This window comes from Clostridium culturomicium (assembly GCF_000821305.1).
GTDB classification, from domain to species: Bacteria; Bacillota; Clostridia; order Clostridiales; family Clostridiaceae; genus Clostridium_J; species Clostridium_J culturomicium.
In genome coordinates, this window is record NZ_CCXK01000015.1 from 36,574 (window position 1) to 55,684 (window position 19,111).

At 32.0% G+C, this 19,111-nt stretch carries 15 protein-coding genes; 2 read left to right on the plus strand and 13 right to left on the minus strand.

Annotated elements, in window-relative coordinates; genetic code table 11:
* Window positions 1–64 precede the first annotated feature (64 nt).
* From BN1075_RS07110 to BN1075_RS07130, 5 genes are all read right to left on the minus strand, one after another.
* Window positions 65–1,522: a VanW family protein gene (locus BN1075_RS07110; RefSeq protein WP_052406446.1), complete on the minus strand. Its 1,458-nt coding sequence runs from the start codon at window positions 1,520–1,522 to the stop codon at window positions 65–67.
* Between the two features lie 308 nt (window positions 1,523–1,830).
* The gene (locus BN1075_RS07115) at window positions 1,831–3,009 is read right to left on the minus strand and encodes an acetyl-CoA C-acetyltransferase (RefSeq protein WP_040192448.1); all 1,179 of its coding nucleotides are present in this window, start codon (window positions 3,007–3,009) and stop codon (window positions 1,831–1,833) included.
* A 405-nt stretch (window positions 3,010–3,414) separates the two neighbouring features.
* A complete protein-coding gene (locus BN1075_RS07120; RefSeq protein WP_040192449.1) occupies window positions 3,415–4,773 on the minus strand; it encodes a sigma-54 interaction domain-containing protein in 1,359 nt (452 codons plus the stop codon).
* Window positions 4,774–4,815: 42 nt separating this feature from the next.
* Complete coding sequence (locus tag BN1075_RS07125; RefSeq protein WP_040192863.1) at window positions 4,816–5,337, minus strand: Gx transporter family protein; 522 nt, start codon at window positions 5,335–5,337, stop codon at window positions 4,816–4,818.
* Window positions 5,338–5,368: 31 nt separating this feature from the next.
* Window positions 5,369–5,773, minus strand: coding sequence for a NusG domain II-containing protein (locus tag BN1075_RS07130; RefSeq protein WP_052406447.1), 405 nt, complete (start codon window positions 5,771–5,773; stop codon window positions 5,369–5,371).
* 403 nt (window positions 5,774–6,176) lie between these two features.
* Here BN1075_RS07130 and BN1075_RS07135 point away from each other — a divergent pair, with 403 nt between their 5' ends.
* Both BN1075_RS07135 and BN1075_RS07140 read left to right on the plus strand, forming a co-directional pair.
* Window positions 6,177–6,620 (plus strand): FMN-binding protein, encoded by a 444-nt coding sequence (locus BN1075_RS07135; RefSeq protein WP_042387081.1) that lies wholly within the window; start codon window positions 6,177–6,179, stop codon window positions 6,618–6,620.
* Between the two features lie 38 nt (window positions 6,621–6,658).
* The gene (locus BN1075_RS07140) at window positions 6,659–7,699 is read left to right on the plus strand and encodes an FAD:protein FMN transferase (protein ID WP_040192450.1); all 1,041 of its coding nucleotides are present in this window, start codon (window positions 6,659–6,661) and stop codon (window positions 7,697–7,699) included.
* Between the two features lie 70 nt (window positions 7,700–7,769).
* Here the strand turns inward: BN1075_RS07140 and BN1075_RS07145 are convergent, their stop codons facing one another.
* The 8 genes from BN1075_RS07145 to cobC form a co-directional block, all read right to left on the minus strand.
* Window positions 7,770–10,649 (minus strand): ring-infected erythrocyte surface antigen domain-containing protein, encoded by a 2,880-nt coding sequence (locus BN1075_RS07145; RefSeq protein ID WP_040192451.1) that lies wholly within the window; start codon window positions 10,647–10,649, stop codon window positions 7,770–7,772.
* 13 nt (window positions 10,650–10,662) lie between these two features.
* Complete coding sequence (gene proC / locus BN1075_RS07150) at window positions 10,663–11,472, minus strand: pyrroline-5-carboxylate reductase (protein WP_040192452.1); 810 nt, start codon at window positions 11,470–11,472, stop codon at window positions 10,663–10,665.
* A 13-nt stretch (window positions 11,473–11,485) separates the two neighbouring features.
* Entirely contained in the window at window positions 11,486–12,064 is a 579-nt protein-coding gene (locus tag BN1075_RS07155) for a helix-turn-helix domain-containing protein (protein WP_040192453.1), read from the minus strand.
* Between the two features lie 215 nt (window positions 12,065–12,279).
* The gene (gene yjeM, locus BN1075_RS07160) at window positions 12,280–13,812 is read right to left on the minus strand and encodes a glutamate/gamma-aminobutyrate family transporter YjeM (protein WP_040192454.1); all 1,533 of its coding nucleotides are present in this window, start codon (window positions 13,810–13,812) and stop codon (window positions 12,280–12,282) included.
* A 172-nt stretch (window positions 13,813–13,984) separates the two neighbouring features.
* Window positions 13,985–15,502, minus strand: a complete 1,518-nt coding sequence (gene yjeM, locus BN1075_RS07165) for a glutamate/gamma-aminobutyrate family transporter YjeM (protein ID WP_040192455.1) — start codon at window positions 15,500–15,502, stop codon at window positions 13,985–13,987.
* Between the two features lie 206 nt (window positions 15,503–15,708).
* Window positions 15,709–17,481: an aminopeptidase P family protein gene (locus tag BN1075_RS07170; protein WP_040192456.1), complete on the minus strand. Its 1,773-nt coding sequence runs from the start codon at window positions 17,479–17,481 to the stop codon at window positions 15,709–15,711.
* Between the two features lie 72 nt (window positions 17,482–17,553).
* Window positions 17,554–18,408 (minus strand): DegV family protein, encoded by an 855-nt coding sequence (locus tag BN1075_RS07175; protein WP_040192457.1) that lies wholly within the window; start codon window positions 18,406–18,408, stop codon window positions 17,554–17,556.
* Between the two features lie 108 nt (window positions 18,409–18,516).
* Window positions 18,517–19,107 carry an alpha-ribazole phosphatase gene (cobC, locus tag BN1075_RS07180; protein ID WP_040192458.1) on the minus strand — a complete coding sequence of 197 codons (591 nt, stop codon included), beginning with the start codon at window positions 19,105–19,107 and terminating at the stop codon, window positions 18,517–18,519.
* Between the last annotated feature and the right edge of the window lie 4 nt (window positions 19,108–19,111).

Genomic DNA, 19,111 nt, shown 5'->3' on the forward strand with positions numbered 1-19,111 from the left:
TGTTCAATTTTATTAAAGATTATAAAAGGTTAACTCAAAATGAGTTAACCTTTTATTTCATACGTTAGCCTGCTGGATTCTCAGCTGGCGCTTCTGTTTTTGGTTTAGTTCCTCTTTTAACTATCTTATTAACAGTTTGATAATTATCATCATTCATTAAAATTCTTTCAGTTTCAACACCGTTAGTATAAGTTACTCTATAAACCTTAACCTTATATCCAGTTGAAGGCTGTTGCTCTACTTCTTCTTTTCCTACTTCCCATGTCGGCTCATCCTTATATTCTGTCTTTGGTTGAGTTACACTGTACACATCTCTTACAAACTCATAAGACTTTCCATCAATAACTGATGGATCTGAATAAAGAGCAAATGTTACAGAATTTGATGAAGTATACCCTTCTATATATATTGGATATTCAAATGGGTTTGTAAACACATAATCAATATATCCATAAGCTATAGTAGCATCCATTCCAAGATCCATATATCCAACTGGCATACTATGATTTAATCTTTGATCTGGTATTATACCTGCTTTTATAACTGCATTGTGAAAAGTTGATGAAACCTGGCATATTCCTCCACCATATCCTACTTCAACCTTATTCCCTACATATACACCGCCTGGCATATATCCTTTATCTGGAGTTGTATCACCAACTAAAGTATTAAAACTAAAACTTTCACCTGGCATTAATAATAAACCATTTATAGTTTTAGCACCTAAGTATATATTAGTATTTCTATTTTTATCAGAATTAGAATAATAAGTAGTTGCTGATGAAATTTGGACGCTAACTTTTTCAAGTGCTTCTCTTGTTCTAGATGGTATGTCTTCATTTATAACAGCTTCCACTTCTATATTTCCTTCTTTAGTTGAAGCTACCTTAGAGTTAATCTCATCAACAAGTGCTTGTACATCAAGTTTTTTACCTACAACATGGTCTGTTACAGTAAATCCAGAACCACTTTTGCTTATAGTAGCATTTTGTTTTTCAACATTGATTTCACTTTCCATTGTTGCTGCAACTGAGTTTATTATGTCCCCATTATATGTGAACTCAATTTCTATCTTATGCGTTGATGGCTCTTTTAAATATTTATAGGTGTCCATAACACCAAGTTCCCTATTAAACTTAAATGCCTTTTCAGCTACTTCTTCTATGTTGAATTGTACATCCAAATCACTATAGTTTATTTTATAGGTCTTGTCACCTGCAGTAATCGTTACTAATCTGTCTCCAATTGTATTGCTAAATCTTTCATTCAAAAGTCCGATAGCTTCCTCTTTTGTTTTTCCGCTCATATCTATATCTTCAATAATTACACCTGGCATTATTAATGTATCATAAACTGATACTGTTTTATTGATATGTACTGATATTCCAATTACCGCTAATAGAATTACAGTTATTACGGAAGAAACTCCTATGATTATAGCTTTTTTATTAGGTAATTTCTTACCATTATCTTGTGATGAAGGTAATTCATTAACTTCACCAGAATTTTGATTCTTATCCATAGTCACATTCCTTTCCTAACACTTTTAAAATAATAATTCCTACATAAAGTATATCATAATATCATAATATAATCATTTACTTCTATATACGATTTTTTTCGCAAATAGTTTCATTTTTCGCCCTCATATTTTTTAATTTATTTTACTTTCTTGATACGGTACATTTTACCAATAAATCTATCTAGTTCAATAAAAAAATCAGTCCACGTTATGAACTGATTTTTTGTCTAATACTTTGGGTTGCTTAATAAGATTTATACTATTATAATTTTTAGTTTCCCTGAAAACTATAAACTATTTACTAAATACTAACGTTCAACAACAATAGCTATACCTTGACCTCCGCCAATGCATAGTGTTGCTAAACCTGTTTTATTGTTTCTCTTTTCCATTTCATAAAGTAAAGTAGTTAAAATCCTAGCTCCTGATGCTCCTATTGGATGGCCTAAAGCTATAGCTCCACCATTTACATTTACTATATCTGTGTTAAATCCTAAATCTCTAACAACTGCTATAGATTGAGCTGCAAAAGCTTCATTAGCTTCAATTAAATCTAAATCCTCAACCTTTAGGTTTGATTTTTCTAAAGCCTTTGTAACTGCTTTAAATGGTCCATAACCCATTATTTCTGGATTTAATCCTGAAGATGCATAAGCTTTTATTGTAGCTAAATATTTTACTCCAAGCTCTTCTGCTTTTTCCTTAGACATAACGATGAACATTGCTGCACCATCATTAATTCCTGATGAGTTTCCAGCTGTAACAACTCCATCCTTTTTGAATGCAGGCTTAAGCTTTCCTAACTTCTCTATAGTTGTTCCAAATTTAGGATATTCGTCAGTATCAAAAACAACTGGATCCCCTTTTCTTTGTGGAATCACAACTGGAACTATTTCATCCTTGAATCTTCCTGATTTTATTGCTGTTTCAGCTTTTAATTGGCTATGTGAAGCAAACTCATCTAACTCTTCTCTAGTAATTCCCCATCTCTCTGCTATGTTTTCTGCTGTTATTCCCATGTGGTAATCATTGAAAGCATCCCATAAACCATCTTTGATCATTGTATCAACGATACCAGCATCACCCATTCTATGTCCCCATCTTGCACCTGGCATAACATATGGAGCATTACTCATTGATTCAGTTCCTCCACATAAAACAACATCTACATCTCCAGCCTTTATTGCTTGAGCTGCTAATCCTACAGCCTTAATTCCTGATCCACATACCTTATTTATTGTTGTAGCTGATGATTCTTGACTTAATCCAGCTTTTAAAGCTACTTGTCTAGCAACGTTTTGTCCAAGACCTGCACTTAATACGTTACCAATTATAGCTTCTTCTATTATAGCTGCATCTATTCCAGCTCTATTTATTGCTTCCTTAGCTGCTATAGTTCCAATTTCAACTGCTGATAACTTAGCTAAACTTCCCCCAAATGAACCTAACGCTGTTCTTGCTGCACTTACAATAACTACTTCTCTCATTTTTAACCCATCCTTTTCTCTTATAATATATTTTTTATCAATCTATGTTAAATCTAAATGTTGAGTTATGCCCCGTAACATAAATTGCTGCTGAAAAATTTTCGCATTATATACTATAGCAATTCCCATGCCAACTTTGCTTTTTCCCAAACCCCTTGTAAATAAACCTTTTCAAAAATGTCCTCTTTTCAACGTGTAAACTAAAGTTTACACACCTCTTTATTACATTTTACCATTTAATTATATATATAGCAAACAAATCTATTTTTTCTTTGCTTTATAAGCCTTTTTCCCTTTAATCTATATTTTACTTACTTAATATGAACTTTTATAACTTTTTTCTTCACAAAAATAAATATGTAAACTTAATTGACATGTCAACTCAAGTTTACACATTTTATTTTGTTATATCTCTAAATTCAGTCTCTTTATTTTTTTGTAGAGACCTTGTCTGCTAATCCCTAATTTTTTAGCTGCTTCATTTTTATTTCCTTTACTTTCATTAAGTACTTGCAGTATCATTTCTTTTTCTAACTCATCTGTAACGTGCTTTAACTGCTTCCCTTGATTAATTATAATTTCTTTATTGGCTTGAAGAATCTTTTTAGGTAAATGTTCTGGCATAATAATAAGCTCTGCATTTAAAAGATTTATAGCTCTTTCAATTACATTTTCAAGTTCCCTGACATTTCCTGGCCAATCATAGCTTTTTAAATAATCTATAGCTTCTTTACTAATGCCTTCACTGTAAACCCCAAACTTGTTACATAACTTTACCCTTAAGTGTTCTGCTAACTCTTCAACATCATCAATACGCTCTTTTAATGATGGTATATTTATATGCATGACATTTAGTCTATAATATAAGTCTTCTCTAAACTTACCTTCTTTAGTTAAGGACTGCAAATCTTTATTAGTTGCTGCAATAATTCTGACATCAATCTTTCTTACATCATTACTTCCAACTCTAACAATCTCTCTCTCTTGTAGTACTCTTAAAAGCTTTACTTGCATAAAAAGCGGCATGTCCCCAATTTCATCAAGAAGAACAGTTCCTCCATCAGCTAATTCAAACTTTCCTTTTTTTCCTGTTCTCTTAGCTCCTGTAAAAGCACCTTCCTCATATCCAAACATCTCTGATTCAAATAATTCTGGAGGAATTGCACCACAGTTAATTTTTACAAATGGCATTCTAGCTCTTTTGCTGCTGTTATGAATTGCTTCAGCTAAAAGCTCCTTGCCTGTACCGCTTTTCCCTGTAATCAATACTGAGGAATCTCCCTTTGCAACCTTCTCTGCAAATTTAACTATCTCCCTAAAACCACTATCAACACCTATAAGTCTATCAAATGTATGCTGAGCTGTGTTTTCAGCCTTAATACCATTCTTATAGAACTCCAGCTCCTGCTCTAAATTCATAATCTTATTATTTAATATTTTTAGGTTATCTATATCCTTGAACATAACTCTGCCAATAGCACCCTTAAGCTCCCCATTGATAATCATCGGAACTCTCATGGATATCATTTTATGCCCACTAACCTCTTGAATTGTACCAATCTCATTTGAGCCTTCTTGTGCAATAAGATGAAGTCTTGTATTTTCAATTACTTCGGTTACATGCTTTCCTTCTGGATTTTCACAACCTAAAAATTCCTTATATCCATCGGTCATCATTATTATTATTCCCTTTGTATCAACAATAACCATATACTCTCCTAAGCTATTTAAAGCCCAATTAAGAATCTCCTGGTCAATATACATAAAACCCCCCCCAGCATTTATCTTGAGATATAATTTACAAATTTAAGACATCCACTTACTATCTTCACCATATATCTTCTTAAGATGCTTAACCGCAAACTCTCCTGTTATACCTACAAATATACCTGTTCCAATACCAGCTATACTCATTACTGGCAAATACAGCATTACGCTCATTGTTTGTACAATAAGGGCTGATGCAAACAACTGTCCAATGTTATGGAATACAGCTCCTACACAACTCACCCCTATAATACTGACTTTATTTTTAAATAATCTTTTAGTAACAACCATCATTAAATAACTTAATACTCCACCTGAAAGACTATATAATAATCTCGATAAGCTTCCTCCAAACATTACTGAAAGAACAATTCTTAATAATAACACTAAAAAAGCTTCCCCATCCTTTAAAGTGTATAGAGCTATAACTGTAATTATATTTGCAAGGCCAAGCTTTGCACCAGGAGTTATAAAAGGCACTGGTATCATATTTTCAAAAATATGAAGTACTAAGGACATAGACACTAATAACGCTATATATATCATTTTTCTTAAATTCATATTACTACTTCTTGTACTCATTTTTTCACCTCTACTGAGAAATTACATCTTGTTCTTTATCCCCATTGTCTGTACCAACAACTTCAATGATTACTCTATGTGGAAGGCATACAATCATATCACCTGGTCTCTTTGCAACCCCTTGATTAACACAAACTCCATCACTACAATCTGCCTCAACTATAGATATTCCTCCATCATGTACTACAATCTTGTTATTTCCTTCACTAGTTTCAATCGTAAATTCATCATCCTTCTTAGCTGATAAATCTATTTCTGCCAACACTTTTCCATTGACAGTAACAATCGCATACAGCTGACTTTCATCAATATTCTTATTTTTATTTTTAAACATAAGATATGGTACAAAAGAAACAATCAACAATAGTCCTATTATTACAACATCTAATCTTTTCATTACTTTCATTATTTTCATACGTTCATCACCCATCTTTTGACTTTTTAATTAAACTTTTTTTCAATTATTAATTGAAAGTAATAAGTTAATGCTGACCAAATTTAAACTTGGAACATCCACTTATACTATACCTAAATAATTATAACAGTATTAAATATAATTTTACACGTATTTTTTGTTAATAAAATAACTTTTTCTACAAAACTCATCAAAAATCATAAAATATTGTTACAATTATTTTAATTACATTTACTAAGAACTACAATTCATATATAATTGTAATCGCGAAACTACATATACTATATGTAGAATTAAATTTTACAATCAAAGTTATTAAACCTTATTAAAAATTTTAGTTTTGTACTTTTTAAATTTAACGATTTTTATATACAAAAATTTCTAAGAAAAGGAGGATTAATTTATGAAAAAAGGAATTATAACTTTATTTTTTGTTTCTATTTTAACTACTTTCATGGTTGGTTGTGGAAATAAAGCTCTTCAGGATGGGACTTATACTGCAGAAGACTTAAAATATGATGCTCATGGCTGGAAAGCGTCTGTTACAATCACCGTTTCCAGCGGAAGAATCTCCGATGCCAAATTTGAATACACTGCAGAAGATGGTACAACCAAAAGTGGAAATACAGCATATGGTGAAAAAATGGCATCAGCAGTAGGCATAACCCCTGATGAATATATAGCTCAATACACTCAAAAGCTTGTGGATACTCAAGACCCTGATAAAATAGATGCAATTTCTGGTGCGACAACATCCCACAAGGATTTTAAAACCTTAGCAACAGCTGCTATTGATGCCGCAAAATCTAGAAATACCACAACCACAGAAGTTGAACTATTCAAATAAATTTATATAAACACAATTATAATCTATAGGAGGCACACATGAAGAATTTAAAAAAACTTTCCTGTTTCTTAGCTGTCCTTATGACAATTACAATATTAGCAGGATGCTCAAAATCAAAAGTACCGGCTGAACCTACAAGTAAAACAGCCCTAGTACTTGGAACTGTATGTACTATAACCCTATATGATAGTGACGATACGGAAATTATCGACAAAGCTATTGCCAGACTTTCAGAACTTGAAGATATTTTAAGTATTAATAAAACTGGTACTGAACTTGACTTAGTTAACGATATGTCAGGAATTGAACCAGTTAAAGTATCTAAAGACACCTTAACTGTAGTTAAAGAAGGGTTAAAATACTCTAAACTTTCTAACGGAACTATGGATATCACCGTTGGTCCTTTAGTTAAGCTATGGGGTATTGGTACTGAATGGGCTGCTGTTCCAACTCAAGAAGATATAGAAACAGCTAAAAGCCTTATAAATTATGAAGATGTTGTAATTGATGAAGCCAACAGTACAATATACTTAAAAAAGCCTGGAATGAAAATAGACCTAGGTGCTATCGCTAAGGGATATGCTGCTGATGAAGTTGCTAAACTTCTTAAAGATAATAGTGTGAAAAGTGCCATCGTAAATCTTGGTGGTAACATATTTGTTTTAGGCAATAAAGTTGACGGCAGTGACTGGAAAGTTGGAGTTCAAAATCCTGAAAATGACGGAGATTCAACAATTGGATATGTAACTGTTACAGACAAATCAGTTGTTACTTCTGGAATTTATGAAAGATATTTTGAAGAAGACGGTAAAAAATATCATCATATCCTAAGTCCTGAAACTGGATTTCCATATGAAAATGAAATACTTGGTGTATCAATCCTTTCCGACCTCTCTATCGACGGAGACTCACTTTCAACAACTTTATTCGCTCTTGGTGTAGAAGAAGGTCTAAAACTTATAGAATCTCTTGAAGGCGTAGATGCAATCTTTGTTACTAAAGATCACAAACTTCATATGACAAAAGGGTTTGAAGAAATATTCACATTAACAAACACTGATTATTCAGTTGCAGAATAATAAAAACACTTTGTAAGATACCCTCTTACAAAGTGTTTTTATTTTTATTCGTAAGTTTCTTCCTCATTCTTTAATTCAGACAATAACATTTATCTTCACTATAAACTACACCTGTAGCAACCTCTATGCTGTATTTTAAAGCTTCAACCTCAATGAATTCCATTTTAGCCTCAACTAAAGTGTTTTTAGCTTCTATCTTCGCATATTCCTCATCAAGGGTTTTAATAGCGTTTTCAACTGTTGCCTTTTCTCTTGCCGTACACTCCTTCGCGCCTTGGAATATACCATTTATTATTTCTTGTAGTTTTTCTTGTAGAAAGCCTAATTTTTCTTCTATATTTTCTACTACTGCCTTACTGATATTATCTACATTTTCTAAAACTAGAGTTTTTATTTTTGTTCTAAGATTTTCAGCTTTTTCCTCATTTTTAAGGAACATAACCTTAATCCCATCCTTCATTGCACTAAATAAATTTTCATTAGGTATTATTGTAACCCTGTAATTTATACTTTGAAGATATGACTCATAATTCACTAAAAACTCTTGAATAATTTCGTCTAATTGCTTAATTTCTATTGTCATTATGTTTTCCGCAAACTCTGGATATGATGAAATTAGTGTTTTTCTATTTTCTTCAATTCTATCTAGTGTCTCTTCCTGGAAGCTATAATACTTTGAGTACTTAGCAATATAAACCTGGAACTGTTCTAGCATTAACTTATAAATATTTTTGGTACACCATGATTCTACTGACCTTGATAAAATTTCTTCTGCTTTTTCTTTTAAGTTAGCCACATCTTCCAAGTCATCTATAGCCACAAATCTTGTTTGAAGCAAATCTGGTATTACTGAAGCAATCTTATCTCCAGCATATTGTCTTAAAAACTCTATATCCTTATTAACCTTCAAGCTAAATTCTTTGTGATTATTACTTAACTCTTCTTCAATATAGGAGTATTCTCTGCCACATTCTGAAATAATATATCGTTTTTCCTTAAATTCTGCCTTAACAGCTTTAATATCTTCTTTAATATAATTCAAGGAATCTAAAATATCTTTGTTAAATATATCAAACTTATGCTTCACTATACTATCAGGAACATCTTTCACAATAAAACTAATTACATCCTTTTTAGCTCTTATTTTTTTCATATCAAGGAACTCAATATTTTCAAAATTTAATAAGGTTTTTATCATTGTTTCATTATAACTTAAAGAGCCCTCACTAAACTCTTCTGATTCACTATTAAATAATATCAAGACCTTATTCTTCAAGCTTTCCTGCAGAATATGCCTCATATAGGTTATATCCATATCTCTTAATTCTCTATGTCCATCAATTACAATAATATTTAAATCTGTCAACCTTGCTAAAGCTGAATTTTCATAAGTCATTATACAGCTATTATTCTTTAATAATCCTTCTTTTACTATTATCTCATAGCTGTACTTTTCCTTAATATGTGCTTCCACTTCCATGGAACTACTAGTTACAAGTACAATGTCCTTATGCTTGTAAAAAATACTTTCTCCAATACCTTCATTGATTATTGACGCAATTTTCTCATCATCAAGATTACAGATTCCAATAATCATTTTATTTGAACCATTTCTAGCTATATCTAAAGTCTTAATGGTATCATCAATACCATATTTTTTAGTTAAAACCTTTAAATTATCATATAAATAGTTCCATGGATATGCATCTAACGCATAAGACTCACCATTAATATTCTCTTTGCAAATTTCCAAGCATTGTTCTACATAAGGATATATATCTTTATTTACATTTGCAACTTCAATAATAGCTTTTAATTTTGCAGAACTTTCTAATCCTTTTTCAAAACTCTGATTTTGAACTGCAGTATTCATTAAATATAAAGTGAAATCAAATTCATATTGTCTTAAATAATCATTTTCGTACTTTTCAATCCTGATATCCTCGTAAATGTTTTTTAAAACCATAATAACTTGTCCACAAGCACTAAAATCATTTCTCTTCACCTTATTAAAGCACTGTCTTAAATAATCTAATACTATTACCTGGGTTGGTTCGATACCTCTTACATTCATATATAGTGTGTAAGCAATGGTACTCCAATCAACTATTTTAAAATCCCCAATTAAAAGATTTAAAAAACTAATTACTTTATGTACACATTCTGCATTAAGCTCGTCTGCTTCCCTACAGATAATATTTACTATGTTAATCCAATGAGTTATATCATTTTTTATGTATTCAGCTGTAGCTATTTCTAAAGCATTTTCATACTCCTTAGCTTGTATTAAAAATTCTACAACCTCATTGTTTATCCCCTTATATGTAGATGAAATCTTCATTACACTTCTTGCTGCATCATTGGCTATTGCTATAAGCTTAAGCTCTTTAGCTGTTTTAAATATAGCAGAGTGCTTCTCTACATATAGGCATTCTTCTTCACCAATAATACTTTCATATAATTCTAAAGCCTCGGCTCCCTCTTCCATATCACCAAGATTTTTTCTTGCCCACATAAGAATTTCAAAGAATACAACACCTATTTTCTCTTGGATTTCCTCTGTCTGATACTTATTGCCAGCCTTTAATGACTCTTCCATCATCTCTGCAGCCTTAAGAAAATACTCTTTAGCTAACTGAAGATTTGCTTCATTATAATAAATCTCTCCCAAAGAAAAATAAGCTAATAATAAATCTCTAAAATCTTCATATTCCATATTAGCTATAACTTTATAATCAAGCTTATCAATAATATTTAAAAAGTAGCTTTCACAATCCTCTTCCAAAATATCTGCATTGTAAATATACTTCAAAGTCCATTTATAATATCTCTTTAAAATCAAACAAGGACCACAGCTAAGGTCCTTATCACTAAGATCTAAGTAGAACCCTAGCTTATTAATATTTTCCTCACACTGATTTAAAAATTTAACCTTTTTTGTAAAATTCATAAATCCATTCTCCTTACTTTTTCTCCATATCCTTCGATTTGTTCATACATTTTTCCATTGCATCTATCACTGCTGCTCTAAACCCATTTTGTTCAAGAGCTTTTACAGCCTCTATTGTTGTTCCACCAGGCGAACAGACCATATCCTTTAATTCACCAGGATGTTTTCCTGTTTCTAACACCATTTTTGCTGATCCAAGTAATGCTTGTGCAGCAAATTTATATGCCTTCTCTCTAGGCATTCCACCTAAAACTGCCCCATCAGCCATGGCTTCTATCATCATAAAAACATAGGCTGGTGCAGATCCGCTTGCACCTATAACAGAATGAATTAAATACTCTGGAAGTATTTCTGCCTTTCCAAAGCTTTCAAATATTTTTTTCACTGATAGAATTTCATCTTCTGTTACTCTGTCATTACAGCAAAGGCTGCTCATACCTTCACCTACAAGAGAAGGTGTATTTGGCATTGCTCTTACAATTTTATATTTATTTTGAAGGATATCCTCCATTTCATTTATAGTAATTCCAGCTGCTATTGAAATAACTATTGTGTCTTTATTTATATATTCTTTTATTTCATTTAATACCTTTAAAAATATATTAGGTTTAACTGCTATAAATAGAATATCCATGCTTTCAGCAAGCTCTTTTGCTGAATTACTAATCTGTACCCCATATTCACCTTGAGTTATTTTTAATTTCTCAACATGAGGTCCATAAATAAATATATTTTCAGCTGCTATTAATTTAGAATTTAATATTCCTCCTATAATAGCCTTTGCCATGTTTCCTGCTCCTATAAACCCTATTCTCTTATTCATGTCATCCTCCTGACTATACTCTTCCGTTGTTTATAGAACTAATATCTCTTCTTGTGTTAACTAATAATATTTTTCCCATTTTATTAGTATTATTTATATAACAATGATTTTTTCCACCATCAAAATGAGCTGTATCTCCTGGATAAAGACTGTATTCAGATCCATTTACAAATAGTGTTATAATCCCTTCCAATACATAAACAAACTCTTCTCCCTCATGGTTATACTCTTGTATCTCACCTCTGCTAAATGGTAATATGTCTATTATTCTTGGTAATATCTCTTTTCCTTCAATATCATTTGATAATACATAATTTATATAATTAGAATCATCTAATTTATAAATATCTCTTTCGTAACTTCTCTTAATAAAGTTTTCTCTCTTTTTAATCGTACCTAGTAAAAAATATGATAAATCTACCTCTAATGCCTCTGCAATATTTAGTAATGAATCAGTAGCCACACTTGTTAGTCCTCTTTCTAGTTGTGACAAAAATCCAGTAGACAAGTCAGTTTTCTCACTCAATTCTTTTAATGTCATCTTCTTATTAATTCTAAGGTCTTTAATTCTGCTACCTATAACTTTATTCAATTCCCCCACCTCGTATTTTTTACTTATATTAATATTATTACCTATGTATAATTTCTTGTCTAGTTACATTTCTATTAATTGATAAATCATTGATAAAAAAATATATATTTCCATACGATCAACTATATATTAAAAGAATTTACGTATAAATAAGCTATTCTAACGAAACTTGTCCTCATTAGAATAGCTCTCAAATTAATTAATATTAAATATAATTACTTGTTATCATAAATTAAATTTTCATTACTTAAATCTTTTTCATATTTTCCATACATAGTTAAGGCTATTATTATGAAAAATACTGGTCCTGCAATACTCCAAAGTGTCTTCGAAACATTTCCATTAATAGCTGGCTCAACAATTGAAAATAGATTTGCAAAAACTACTAACCCAGTAACCACCCAGGTAATTACTATAGTACTAAATTTATTTTTAAAAACAACGTAAGGCTTATGTATCTCTTCTTTTCTTTTAAATCCAATAAATGCTGCTGAAATAAACATATATGGTAATGTCATTGCCACATTTGTCATTGCCACAAGTATATCAAAAAATTCTGCCATGACATCTCCACCAAATGCAACTAATAATACTATTACAATTGTAGTTACCCCTTGGAGTATCATTGCTTTTACAGGCATTCCATCCTTCAATTCAGTAATCTTATCTGGAAGCAACCCTTTTGGGCATCCAGCAATAAGCTGTTTTAATGGAGCAAAAGTTAATGTGAAAAATGCTCCTGCCATGGATAGAACCATAGAAATCCCTACTATTCTGGCAGTCCAGTTTCCAATATTCATACACATTGATTCTGTAGCTCCAAAAGCTGCCCCAATTTGATATCCTAAGTTATTCATTATTAAATAAGTTGCATTTCCCAAATTGATAACTTCTCCATATTGCCCTGTAATACCTAAGATAGCCTCCCAATTTGTAAATATACCAACTGCAAAAATACCAATGGCATAACCAGTTCCAATAATCACTGATGCTATTAAAAGACCCTTTGGAAAGTTTTTTTCTGGATTCTCTGTTTTATCAACAAGACCACCTATAACTTCAATTCCGCCAAAAGCAAATAAAGTAAACACTAAAAAAGATAGCATTGACAATGGATTTTGGTAACCTGGGTTTGGTGACGTTACAACTGCTGATAAATCCTTAAAAGGCTGAGCAAGTTGTCCACCATTTCCTATCAGTACTAATAAGCCTCCACCTATTAATATCAGGTTTAAAGCCATAACAGCTACCCCACCAACTGATGTTACCTTCTTTACTTTATCTATACCCTTTGCAGATATAAAAGTTACTGTTGCAATCCATAGTGATGCTAAAACTCCCAACGTCTTTGTACTGCTTAAGCCAAATAAGGACCAAGTACCTGTGGTATCTGTACCAAACACAGCATTTGATAGTGGTATCCAAATTGCAGTAGATAAATTAACCATTAAAATAACAATTGATGCATACCACATTACAGTTACAACAAAAGCATATTTAGAATTCACAGATTTCTCCATCCAAGAGTAAATTCCCCCACTTTTATTCTTAAAGGCAGCTCCATACTCTGCCATCATAAAAGCAAAAGGTATAAAGAACAATAGAACAGATACCAAGAAGAATGGTATTGCACTATATCCCATTAAGTAAAATGAACGAGGCATATTGTTAAAGCCATAAACCGTTGTAAATGTCATTAAAATAAGAGCCCTCATTGATATGGTCTTTTTCTTTTGTGTTTCAGTCATTTTTTCCCTTCTTTCTAAGCAAATTTTATCGCATGTGACTATTATATCTATATTGGCAAGTTTTTCAAGGAAAACAATAAATCTCTATTGTAAATCTTTTTTAGTTCGAATGCATATGAGGGTTTCTTTAAGAAAAAAAGCTAAGGCACTTTCGCCTTAGCTTTTTTTCTAATTATTTTATCTTTCCTGATTTTTGCAACTTTTCATATCTGCTGAATAAAACAAGGGCAAATACAGAAAAGACTACTGGTCCTGCAATACTCCACACTGTTTTAGCAATGTCACCATTCATTGCAGGTTCAATAATTGAAAATATATTAGCAAAACCAACAATTAACGTTACTACAACTGTAAATAAAATTGTAACACCATTACTTTTAAATATTTCAAAAGGTTTGTTAATTTCTTTTTTTCTTTTAAATGATATAAATGCACCTGATAAAAACATGTATGGAATAGTCATCGCCACGTTAGTCATTGCAACTAAAATATCAAAAAATTTAGCCATGGATTCCCCACCAAAGGATACCGCGATAATTATAACAATAACAACAATAGCCTGAACTGTCATAGCATTTAAAGGCATACCATCTTTAGTTGTTGCTATATAATCTGGGAACAAGCCTTTTGGTGCACCTGCAATTAACTGTTTAAGCGGAGCATAGGTCATTGTGAAAAATGCACCTGTTAGAGCAAAAAGCATTGATAATCCAACGAATCTAGCTATCCAGTTTCCGATTTGAACACAAACAGCTTGTGAAGCTCCAAAAGCTGCTCCTAATTGATATCCAAGGTTATTCATAATTAAATAAGAAACGTTCCCCATGGTAATTATATCTCCGTATTTACCATTTGCTCCAAGAATATCATTCCAGTTTGTAAATACTCCTGTACAAAAGATTCCAACAGCATATCCAATTGCTATAACAATAGCAGATAAAGCCAATCCCTTTGGAAAGTTTTTTTCTGGTTCCTCTGTTTGGTCAACAAGACCTCCAACAACTTCGATACCACCAAAAGCAAAAATAGCAAATACTAAAAAAGACATTATTGATATCAATGTTTGATATGCTGGGTTAGGTGATGTTACAAATGTTGCCATTCCTTCGATAGGTTGTGCAAGCTTTCCACCATTACCTATTAATATTGCAATAGCCCCAACTAATAAAAGTACATTTAGTCCTGCTACTGCAGTACCTCCAACTGAAGTAATTTTTTTTATTTTTTCAATTCCCTTAGTAGATATAAATGTTACAAATATAATCCATAATACTCCTAAGACACCTAAAGTCTTTGTTGCACTCAACCCAAATAATGACCAAGTGCTGGTCTTATCTATCCCTGAGATGGCATTGGATAAAGGTACCCATATCCCTGAAGATACGTTAACCATCCAAATTACCGCTGATGTGTACCACATAAAAGTTCCAACAAAGGCATACTTCGCATTAACGGATTTTTCCATCCAGGAATATATTCCTCCTGTTTCATTTTTAAATGCAGCTCCATACTCAGCCATCATGAATGCAAATGGTATAAAGAATAAAATTGCTGCTCCAACGAAAAATGTTATTGAGCCATAAGACATTAAATAGAATGATCTTGGCATATTGTTAAAACCATAAACTGAAGTGAAAATCATTAATATAAGTGCTGTTAAGGATAGTTTTCCTCCATTATTTGATGACATTATATTTCCTCCTTTGTATTGCAACTGATTTGGTAACATAGTTTTTCCTTACCAAGACAGCTATCTTAACTTATTGTTTCACTTCATAGAATAATTATGTACTACCCTTTTTAAAATCTGACACCAATTTAAATATAAAAAACCTCAATACGTGACAACTTATATCATGTATTGAGGTTTAATTCTATAGATTATTTATATTATTTTTATATTGCCTTTGTAACTTCTTTTAACCATGCTGTTTCTTCTTCATTTAATGATGGACTTAATTTTTCAAATACTTCCTTATGATAAGCATTTATTAAATCTATTTCTTCTGAAGTTAACATATCAACTTTAATTGCATCTAAGTCATATGGACATAGAGTTAAGTTTTTAAAACAGAAGAAGTTACCAAATTCAGTACTGAACTTAGGTTGTACTGCAACTAAGTTTTCTATTCTTATGCCGTGGCTTCCTGCTCTATAAACTCCTGGCTCATTAGAAATAACCATTCCAACTTCTAATGGTACTTGAACATAATTCTTTCCGATAGACATTGGGCCTTCATGAATATTTAAGAAGAATCCGACTCCATGTCCTGTTCCATGGTTAAAGTCTATTCCTCTGCTCCAAATATCTTTTCTAGCTAAAACATCTAGGTGACATCCAGCAGTTCCTTCTCTAAATATTGCATTTCCAAGACTTAAGTGACACTTAAGAGTTAATGTGTAATCTTCTCTCTCCTGCTCTGTTAATTCTCCTAATGCAAAAGTTCTTGTTATATCTGTAGTTCCATCTAAATATTGTCCACCTGAATCTAATAAGAATAACCCCTTTGGCTCAAGAGTTAAATTCGTATCTGGTTCAGCTTTATAGTGATTCATTGCTCCATGTGGGCCATAACCTGCTATAGTATCAAAGCTTGGATAAAGGAAATCTTCCCCCATTTGTCTAAACTCTAAAACTTTATCTCCAGCAGACATTTCTGTAATTTCTATTTTACCAATGTTTTCTTTAAGCCACTTTGCAAATCTAACAACAGCTACTCCATCTTTAACGTGAGCATTTTCCATACACCTTAACTCAGTTTCATTCTTCTTAGCTTTAAGATCTGTAGTAATATCTCTTTTCTCTATAATTTTTACATCATCAGCTATTGCTTCCTTAAGCCATACATTTGTTTTGCTTGGATCGTAAACTAATGAACCTCTAACGCCTTTAATATCTTCAACAATATCATCATAGCCTTTAACCTCAACATTAGCTTTTGTTAGATAAGATTTAACCTCATCAGTAATCTTAGCTTCATCAACATATAAAGTACAATTATCTCCAGCCATTAAGAAATAGCTTAAGAATACAGGATTACCAACTACATCTTCACCCCTTAAATTTAAAAGCCATGCAATATCATCTATAGATGCTAATAGGAAGTTATCTGCTTTTATTTTATTTATACCTTCTTTAACCTCCGATATTTTATCCGAAGCACTTTTTCCAGTGTATTTTTCATCAAAAATAAATATTTCATTTTTAGGCATATCAGGTCTTCCTTGCCATAAGCCTTCAAATATATCCTCAACTGGCATTATATTTATGTCTTTTCCACTAAATTCATCTTTTAATCTTTCTAAGCTTGAAACAGTAAATACTTTGCTATTAAAGCTTACAGTTCCACCATCTTGTATGTTATCAAATATCCATTGTGTGTAAGTTTTTACTCCTGGTTCACCCATTTTTTCTAAGATAACTTCTGAACCCTTTAGCTGGTCTGCCGCCTGCAAGAAATATCTTCCGTCTGTCCAAAGATGAGCTTCATCCTTTGTTATTACTACAGTTCCTGCAGAACCAGTAAATCCTGAAATCCATGCTCTTACTCTGAAATACTCACTAACATATTCACTCCCATGGTTATCTGAGCTTGGAATTATGAATACATCAATACCTCTTTCGCTCATGACTTTTCTTAGACTTGCTATTCTTGAGTTAATATCCAATATAATCGCCCCTTACATAAATATTTTATTGTTATAAACTTTACCTTATCTTATTAGATAGAGCAAGTGTTCTTAACTTTGTGTATAATAAGCAATTCCAACAGCTTTAGGTCCAACATGGCAGCCTATAACTGGTCCAATGCATTGAATCTCAGCATCAATATTTAATACCTCTTTTACTTTAGCTGCTAAAGCTTCTCCTTCTTCTTCACAATTAATATGATGAACAATTAAATTCCCAAAACCTTTTTCCTGAAAATCAAGAGCTGCTTTTTCAAGCATCTTATCTATAGCTTTATTCTTAGTTCTAACCTTGCCAAATACCTCTGTGGTTCCATTTTCAACAGTCAAAATAGGTCTTATCTGAAGAAGTCCGCCAAATAAAGCTGTTGCTCCACCAATACGACCACCTTTTTTCAAGTATTCAAGGGTATCCGGTATAAATAGAAATCGGCTTTTTCCCTTAACAGCTTCTACTGCTTTTAAAACCTCTTCCATAGATTTCCCTTCAATTACTGCTTCTGCTGCTGCAAGCACAGCATACCCCATCTGCATGCAATTAGACTCAGAATCAATTACCTCTAGTCTTCTTTCAGGGTACTTTTCCTCAAGCATGGTTCTAATTATCTGATTACATGTAGAATAAGTTCCACTCATGTTTGATGAAATAAAAATCCCTATGGCATCATTTCCTGATGCCATAATATTATCAAAAGCATTATATAAATCTTCTATTGTAGGTTGTGAAGAAGTTGGTATGGAATCCAATTTGCCCAGCTTTTCATAGAATTCATCATTATTAATTTCTACTTCCTTCTGTCCTTTTCCTTCCATAACTATCCCTAAAGATACTACTGCTATATCATACTTTTCAAGCAGTTCTTTGGGTATATAGCTAGTGCTGTCTGTCACAATTTTAATTCCCATCTTCGTCCTCCGTATTTAATATTTCATTTAATATTTCATTTAGTATTCTTCAATATGTGTTGCTTTTATATAATATCAACACAATTGTAAATAATATACTATTAAGCATTATACCACTTCCAATGGAATTATGCTGTCTATATAAAAATATCCACTTTGATTTTTAATTATACTTAAGTCTGCATTCCTAGAACCGAATTTCCAATATACATCTAGGTTACCCTCTAAGATATATACATACATGGCTCTAACTATTCCTCCATGAGTGCACACAAGAATATTCTCTCCTGTTTCCTCTTTTAAATTCTCCATAAAAGCTTCAACCCTCAAATATGAATCTCTAAAGCTTTCTCCACCACAAGGTCTGAAGTCCTTCCAGTCATCATTCCAGGCAATGCATTCTTCTGCAAACTCTTTTTCTATCTCTTTAAAGTTCTTACCTTCAAAAACGCCAAAATTTCTTTCTCTCAGTCTTTCATCAACAAAAACCTCTTCAATTGTATTAATGTACTTTAACGTTTCTCCAGCTCTTTTTAAATCACTGCAATAAACCTTATCAAATTTAATATCTTTAAGGCGTTCACCTAATACCTTTGCCTGGCTTACCCCTAAATCAGTAAGGCCACAATCCAAAGCTCCATAATATGTACCCTTTAAATTTTCTTCTGTCTGACCATGTCTTACAACATAAATATTCACAGCT

What these genes read in the sequence shown, in the direction of transcription:
- BN1075_RS07110 (WP_052406446.1), bottom strand. Translation starts at nt 1,522, where the DNA reads ATGGATAAGAATCAAAATTCTGGTGAAGTTAATGAATTACCTTCATCA.
- BN1075_RS07135 (WP_042387081.1), top strand. Translation starts at nt 6,177, where the DNA reads ATGAAAAAAGGAATTATAACTTTATTTTTTGTTTCTATTTTAACTACT.
- BN1075_RS07130 (WP_052406447.1), bottom strand. Translation starts at nt 5,773, where the DNA reads ATGAAAATAATGAAAGTAATGAAAAGATTAGATGTTGTAATAATAGGA.
- BN1075_RS07175 (WP_040192457.1), bottom strand. Translation starts at nt 18,408, where the DNA reads ATGGGAATTAAAATTGTGACAGACAGCACTAGCTATATACCCAAAGAA.
- yjeM (WP_040192455.1), bottom strand. Translation starts at nt 15,502, where the DNA reads ATGTCATCAAATAATGGAGGAAAACTATCCTTAACAGCACTTATATTA.
- BN1075_RS07120 (WP_040192449.1), bottom strand. Translation starts at nt 4,773, where the DNA reads ATGTATATTGACCAGGAGATTCTTAATTGGGCTTTAAATAGCTTAGGA.
- yjeM (WP_040192454.1), bottom strand. Translation starts at nt 13,812, where the DNA reads ATGACTGAAACACAAAAGAAAAAGACCATATCAATGAGGGCTCTTATT.
- proC (WP_040192452.1), bottom strand. Translation starts at nt 11,472, where the DNA reads ATGAATAAGAGAATAGGGTTTATAGGAGCAGGAAACATGGCAAAGGCT.
- BN1075_RS07125 (WP_040192863.1), bottom strand. Translation starts at nt 5,337, where the DNA reads ATGAATTTAAGAAAAATGATATATATAGCGTTATTAGTGTCTATGTCC.
- BN1075_RS07115 (WP_040192448.1), bottom strand. Translation starts at nt 3,009, where the DNA reads ATGAGAGAAGTAGTTATTGTAAGTGCAGCAAGAACAGCGTTAGGTTCA.
- BN1075_RS07145 (WP_040192451.1), bottom strand. Translation starts at nt 10,649, where the DNA reads ATGAATTTTACAAAAAAGGTTAAATTTTTAAATCAGTGTGAGGAAAAT.
- BN1075_RS07140 (WP_040192450.1), top strand. Translation starts at nt 6,659, where the DNA reads ATGAAGAATTTAAAAAAACTTTCCTGTTTCTTAGCTGTCCTTATGACA.